Genomic DNA, 7012 nt, shown 5'->3' on the forward strand with positions numbered 1-7012 from the left:
CTCGCGACCTACCGCTTACAAGGCCCTTGGTGAAGCATTCTAACCTATTGCAGAATACTACTTTTCCCAATCTGCCGACGCAGTTCGGGAGTTTTTTCGGGACTTTGCGCGGCGTCTTCGATCATCCGAGGCCGTCTGCATCATTGCGTCGCGGAGATCCTCAAGGCTAGCGTGCGCGTATTTTTCCGTCACTCGCAGGCTCGAATGATTCAGGAGCTTTTGCACCAGCTTGAGATTCCCGGTCGCGCGTAGTGCGCGCGTAGCTCCGGTATGCCTCAGATCGTGGATGCGGAAGTCCGAAACATCGGCTTTTTTGAGCGCCCGTCGCATCTCCGAACCGAGCCCCCAGTAAGTTATTGGGTAGCGCTCACCAGCAATTAGCTGTCGGCGAGAGCGAGGTTCAGTTCGCGTCCTTTGGCAGACGTATGTGAAAACGTTGGTCTCGTGGTGCCTCCGAAGGGGCCACAAAAGCGCGTGTAGGTCCGGGGTGACCGGTATTATGTGAGGCTTGTCGCCTTTACCGACCACCCGAATTACATCGGCTTCAAAATCGATCTGCCGCCAGGTCAACGAAACCACTTCTCGACGCCTGAGGCCGGTGATTTGCGCAAAGAGCCGAGCAGGCCGGTAATCTGCCCGTTCAACCTCCTCAAGGCGCCTCTCTTCCTGATAGGATAGCTCCCGTGTCCGCTCTCGTGGCTCGGCTAAAACGTGCGCTGTCCAGTTCGGCTCTGTGGGCAAAGGCTCCTTCCAGACCTTCCGGGCTCGCGTCAGGATCCGGCGCAGCAACTGCGTCACAGACCGATTCACCTGTGCCGGAGACACGAATCCCAGGTGCTTTTCACCGCGTCGATGCTGTCCACGACGCCGGGCCACCAAACGAGCGACGGTGTCGTCGGTGATCTCGGCGACAGGTGTTTCCTTGCCGATCCACTCGACGAGCCGCTCAATATTTCGTTCGGTCTCGGACGCTGATGCGATGTGCTGTCCGACTTCATCCCAGTATCTGCCTGCGGCAGCATCGAAGGTCATAGGCCCTGCGGTGCGAGCACGATCTGCGCTGACTGATGCAGCGGCCTGCTTCCGCTCTGAGCGCTCTACCGCTTCCGCAAGGCGGCGTTCGGTTTGCTTCGTCGAGCCGTGAAATCGAACACCTCGGCACTGGAAGTCGAAATGGTAGTACGGCGAGCCCTTAGGCCGGTAGACAGACATTCAACACGAGACCTGTTTTGGAGGAAACCCATAACATCAGAGAGCATAAATTCTCTCCTTGGCCTTCGTTCTCCTATCCCCTTCAAAATAAATCGGATGTTGCCTGCAATACAGTGCTTACGCAGTGTCTTGGCGTCCATCCGGAGGAGGTCACAGACTTCTTTCACCGATAGGATGGCGCGCCCGGCAAATGCTACCGCGATCGGTGCGGGAACATGATCATCGTTCACGGCTTTGCTTTCGCACGCATGAGCCCGCTGACACATGAGCGGGTCTGGGCCGAGTGGCGTGCAAGGTTGCGATGATTTCAGTCTATCACAACCGGTTGGCTCGGCAACGCCTCCATCCAGGGCGCTGGAGAAGGTGCGAAAGTCACTGCAATTAATTGCGCAAAGCCTCGGAGGCGGCCTGATGAGGGCCCGTTGTGTGCCCAAGGCCCGCCGCTTCCAATGCATGAAGGGACAGGTGGTGCCGACCGAGGGGCGTCATCCGCACGGCGAAGAAAACGACAAACTTCATCATCCTCGATACACCGTTATCGAGCTGCCGCACCTTGCCAAGCTACTACTATCCTACCGCATCCCGTCCAGGCGCTAAAGCAACCCGTTTCCAGCACGTCGAGCCATAATGACCGCGAGCCATTTTCACTTGCCAGCAAACTTGATGCAAACCTGGATGGGCAGTTCGGCTTCGCGCCAGAAGCCGACTTGCGGTGCTTGCCCGGAAGCAGACCTTCAGCTTTGCGCCCAAGCCGGCCGTTGCAGGTGCTGAAGCCAGTTCCTGAAAGCGGTCGCCGGCAACAACACGTAAGCCGCCCCGCGGATCGGGGCGGGCGTCCAGCACCTCAACATTGATCACAGCGTCCCTCCTGCGTCGGGCCGGCCGTGAGCCTCTCTCGAGCTTCGATCCACCCGCTGTGCCTTCAAGTTCAAGCCGCTTGCTTCACATGTTTGCGCGAGCAGGCTGCGCTGGAGCCTCCAGCTCTGGGTCGCATTGAGTCTATGGTCGGGTTCGCATTGCCCGTCGAGGATTGCCTCCGCGTCTGTCGACTTAACGACTGCTGACTGCCATGGTCAGGGGGCCGCCTTTGGCCATCTACGGCCGGCGGACTGAAGATGCGACTGTGACAACTCAGATGATAAGCGCCGGGGCATTCCTGGCAGTCCTCCCCGCTGATGCGCCTGCCCCCGAGGTGCCTGGGACGCAGGAGGACTGGGTCACGCTCGTCGCCCAGCTGACAAGCGAGACTAAGAACGCCTACCTGGCGAAACCCGACTTCCTGCTCGGCCATGCGGCGCAGGAGCACGCCACGGCGAGGGACTATGCGGGCCGCGAGCTGCTGGAGCTCGTTCAGAACGCGGCCGACGCGGCGACCGAGGCGGGCGTGCGGAGCCGCGTCCGGATCGAGCTTCGGCCGGACGCCCTCCTCGTCGCCAACACGGGCGCTCCCTTCTCGCCCGATGGGGTGCGGTCGCTCATGACCCCGAACACGAGCGACAAGGCGAGACGCAAGCGCGGGCTGATCGGCGCCAAGGGCCTGGGCTTTCGCGCGCTCCTCAACTGGTCCGGCGAGCCGTTCATCTCGAGCGGGGCGCTCGGGATCGGCTTCCATCGTCGGCACGCTCTCGGGCAAGCCGCCGAGATCGCCGACAGGAGCGTGCGGCTGGGGCAGTTGCTCGATTCCGCCGATCCGCAAGTGCCGGTGCTGGCGTTTCCACTCGTTGGCGAGGAGTTAAACGCGCTCGACGAGGGCGCGGCCGCGGAGCGCCGCCGGCGCGCGCTCGCCCTGCGCACCGAAGGTTACGACACCGTGGTGGCGGCTGGGCTGACAGCGGAGAAGCATGGCCGCGCCCTCGCCCAGGTGCGGGAGTTCGAGCCCTCGTTCCTCCTTTTCGTGGACTCGATCGAAGAGGTTGCCATCCAGGTAGAGGGCGAGCCCGAGCTCCGTTGGAGCAGAAGGCACCTGCAGGGAGACGAGGTCGTACTCAAGATCGAACGAACGGGGGACGTCGAGGAGCAGCGCTGGGTCTGTCGCCGGCGCACTGGCCAGGTCGCGCAACCCTCCTCGGCCGCGCGGGGCTACGAGCTGGCGCTAGCGTTTCGAAAGGGGGCCCCCGAACCCGGGCGGCTGCACGCCTACTTCCCGACCGATCTGCCTCTGCCGTTCCCCGTGCTGGCCCATGCCACCCTGGAGCTCGACTCGAACCGCAAGTCGCTGAGCGCCGAGTCCGAGGTGAACGACGCCGTCCTCGATGCGCTTGCCGTTTTCTATGCCGAGTTCCTCGTGGCGCTCGCGCAAGCGAAGGTGATCGACGAGCCGATCGGTTTTCTGTCCCGGCGGGCGACGTTTCCTCCAAGCCTCGCGACGTTCGAGCAGCGCGTCTACGAGCGGGCGTCCGAACTGCCGCTGATCGGGACGCTGGCGGGACGGCGCGTGGCCGCCGCGGCCACAGCCCTCGGTCCGAAGAACTACGTCGACTATCTTCCCAAGCGCCTGTTCGGCTCGCTGGCGCGATGTCGCTCCGACCGGGATGTGGCCGTGCTCGAGCGCCTCAAGGTTGGGGTGATGCCTGCGGCCGGGATCGTCGGCACCTTGGTGAAGGCGGACCTCCGCATCGACGAGCGGGCGGCGGCGATCATCGGGATCGCGAAAGCTTTGCCATCGGAGCACCATCACCGAGCCTTGCTGGTGGACGGCGCCGGCCGGGCGCTCACTCGGAAGAACACCTGTTTTCCCCCGCCGGCCAGCGGGCGGCCGCCTGCACTGCCCCGCTGGGCCACCGCCAAGTTTCTGGATCGCGGGTTGTGGAACCAGCTCGTCGCACGGTCGCCGGGCGCAGCCCGCGATCGCTTCGGCCTGCTTGAGCACTTCGGGGTGACCGAATTCAGCGCTGTGGGCGTGATCACGTCGCTCCGCCGGCAGGGGGCGCAGATGCTGAAGGGCAAGGCCGACCCCGACCGGATCCGCCGTGAGCTCCTGGGCGCTCTCTATGCCCTTCGGCAGACCGTCGCGCGCGATTCCGCCTACCCTCCCGGTGCGACCGAGGTGCGCTGCCAGGACGGAACATGGCGGGCGGCAGGTCGCACCCACCTGTCGGGCGGCTACGGCCGCGACGGCGACATCGTGCAGGCGCTTTACGCGTCGCAGCCTGCGCTGCTCGTTGGGTCGCCGGAAGCGAACGGGCTTCCCCCCGACGCCCCCGACCTGGCCAGGTTCCTGCGCTGGATCGGGGTGCAGACATGGCCGAGCGAGGAGGTCCAGCAGGTGTCGCCAAGCGAACGCGACCTCGTCAGAGCCTGCCTGCCTGAGATCGTCGACGTCTCAGCCGACGGCTACCATGCCTCGTTGCGGAAGGCCGATCTGCGCTGGGATGCCAACCTTAAGGCGTCGATTAACGGCATCATCGGCCTGGACCGGATCCTCGCGGACGCCAGCAGCGACGCGATCCTGTCCTGGCTTGCGCTCGACGAGCGGTTCGACGCCGTGAAGGGTAGTGCCTTCGTCACGACGGTCCACGCTCGCCAGGGTCGTGCCCAGTACCGGCCCTATACCGGCGATCTGCCGGACCTGGTCCGGCACGCGATCGCGACGCGCCCTTGGCTGAGGGTGGGCGACGGGCGGAAGGTGGCGCCCAGGGACTCCATGGTCGAGCCAGGCCGACTGGCCGAGCTGTTCGCGGTTCCCGGCCGACCGCTCGCGGAGGCGGCCGTCTCGTTCGGGATGAACCAGACTATCTGGCTGCGCGGCCTACTCAACGCCGGGGTTCCGCAGAGGTTGCCGGAACTCCGCGAGGCGGACATCTACCGTCTTATGGCTTCGCTGGAGGCCCGGAAGGCAGGGCCGGACCTCGTGCGCCGCCTCTACCTGCAGGTGCTCGATCTCGACGGCTTCGAGCCGTCCCGGGGTGGGCCGGAGGGCGACGCGTTCCGTGCGACGGGACGGCTGCAGGTCCGCAAGGGCGGGACGGTGGCCTGGGCGCGACCAGCCGAGGCTCGCTATGCCGACCGCGACAACTTTCCCGCGGTGGGGCGCAGCTTGTTCGCGCTCCTCGACCTTCCGCCCCGCAGGAGCGCCAAGGAGGTCCTTGCCCGGTTCGGCGTGGACGCCATGAGCCGGCAGCGCTTCTCAGTGGAGCTGACGAGGTCGGTCGAGGTGGATCGCGCGACCGCTGAGGTGTTGCGCGGCGTCCTTTCGGCAACGCTGCCTTTCATCAAGGCCTACAGGGCCGCGCACAGCGTGGAGCTGCCTCGCCTGCGGCGTCTGGAGAGGTTGGTTCTCGCTCCGGTGGTGGAAGCGGATCTGCGGTTCACCGTCGGCGAGGATACGGTGGGTGGCCAACTGGACCCTGGGGGCTACCTCCTCCGCGAGGACGAGCTCCTTGTCGTCGTCGATCCAGCGGCGCCGAGCGACCAGTTCCGGCTCCAGGCGCTCACCGCCATCAGCGATGGCCTGGCCGAACTGTTCGACCTTCAGAGCGGGGGTGATTTCGAGAAGCTGCTCATTGTCGACGCTCCTGAGCTTCGGCGCATGCAATTGCGCCGCCTGCTCACCAACCTGTCGGCGGACGAGATCGACCGCCTTTTCGTCCAGGTCGACGAGGAGCTCGCCAACGCCGACCCTGAGGAGGGCACGATGGACGCAGCCACGTTCGCGCTGGGCACGACCAACCCCGGCGGCGAGGCGAAGGGCAAGGCAGGTGCTGGAACGTCATCCGGTCCGGCCGCGGACGGCCCATCGCCTCCGGTCGGGGCCGGTCCGCACGCGAAGGGACCGACGTTCGGTGAGGCTACGAAAGGCGCGGGAGCCGGCACCGGCCCGGAGCGCAGCCTTGGGGGCGTCCGGGCGACGCCGATCACCACGAACCCGCCCGCGGGCGCTGGAGGCGGCGGCGGTGGTGGAGCGGGCGTCAGGATCGGCGCCGGGACCGGCGCCTTGGGAGGACCGACCGATATTCATGGCCCAGCCGATGCGGAGCAGTGGGCGATCATGTTCGAGAAGAGCGAGGGCCGACACCCGGTCGACGTGTCGCGGCTGCAGGGCCGGAACGCCTTCGGCTGCGATTGCCTCAGCTTCGCTTCAGAGGAAGACGAACGCACGTTCGCCGCGGATCCCCGACGGCTCGACCTCGTTGTGCGCTTCATCGAGGTCAAGTCGGGCACGGTCCGCCTCACGGCCACGGAGATGGCGGCAGCCCGCAAACACCGAACGCGGTACCAGGTCTACCGCATTCAATTCGATGGCGGCTCACGACGATCAGCTCAGCTGACGATCGTATCCGATCCGCTCGGCCATCGGACTGCGCTTTCGCGCGAGTGCGAGTTGCGCGTCGACGAGATCCCCGGATGCAGGAAGCTGCGGCTTGAGCCCATCGAGCGGTGACGAGGTCGCTATGCCGGCTGGACCTTGCAGTTTCTGGCCGACAGGGCTGTCCGAGCTACATCGCATTGCGATCCATGCTCTTGCCCCGAGATCATTCGCTCGCCACTCGGGCCGTGCTGACCCACGCCGACCTCGCCGGCGAGCATTCCTGCTACGCCCGCTTTCTAGCCGCACAAGCGTCGAAGCGGACGGGCCGCTCACGGCCACCATCGGTCGCTCGTGCTGCTCATCAGAATTCCTGTAAGCGGACCTCGCGAAGGCCTGGTTTGGGTCGGGAGTTCGCTCCCGACTTATTCGGCTTCGCGCCATTAGCGGCCTTTCGCACAGGAGCGCTGGAATGACCGCTTGGCCCATAAGAGCCGCCATTGACGTGGGATGGCAGGTCCGGGCGGACACAACATTCTCATGTTGTGGCCCATT

The 7012-nt window shown here is 65.3% G+C and carries 2 protein-coding genes; one reads left to right on the forward strand and one right to left on the reverse strand.

What is annotated here, in order from left to right; genetic code table 11:
* Positions 1-57: 57 nt before the first annotated feature.
* Positions 58-1212, reverse strand: coding sequence for a tyrosine-type recombinase/integrase (locus tag ASG52_RS26145; RefSeq protein WP_082552465.1), 1155 nt, complete (start codon positions 1210-1212; stop codon positions 58-60).
* Between the two features lie 1087 nt (positions 1213-2299).
* Between ASG52_RS26145 and ASG52_RS09370 the strand changes: the two genes are divergently transcribed.
* The gene (locus ASG52_RS09370; protein ID WP_156383871.1) at positions 2300-6592 is read left to right on the forward strand and encodes a sacsin N-terminal ATP-binding-like domain-containing protein; all 4293 of its coding nucleotides are present in this window, start codon (positions 2300-2302) and stop codon (positions 6590-6592) included.
* Positions 6593-7012: the final 420 nt, after the last annotated feature.

The organism is Methylobacterium sp. Leaf456, assembly GCF_001425465.1.
Lineage (GTDB): Bacteria > Pseudomonadota > Alphaproteobacteria > Rhizobiales > Beijerinckiaceae > Methylobacterium.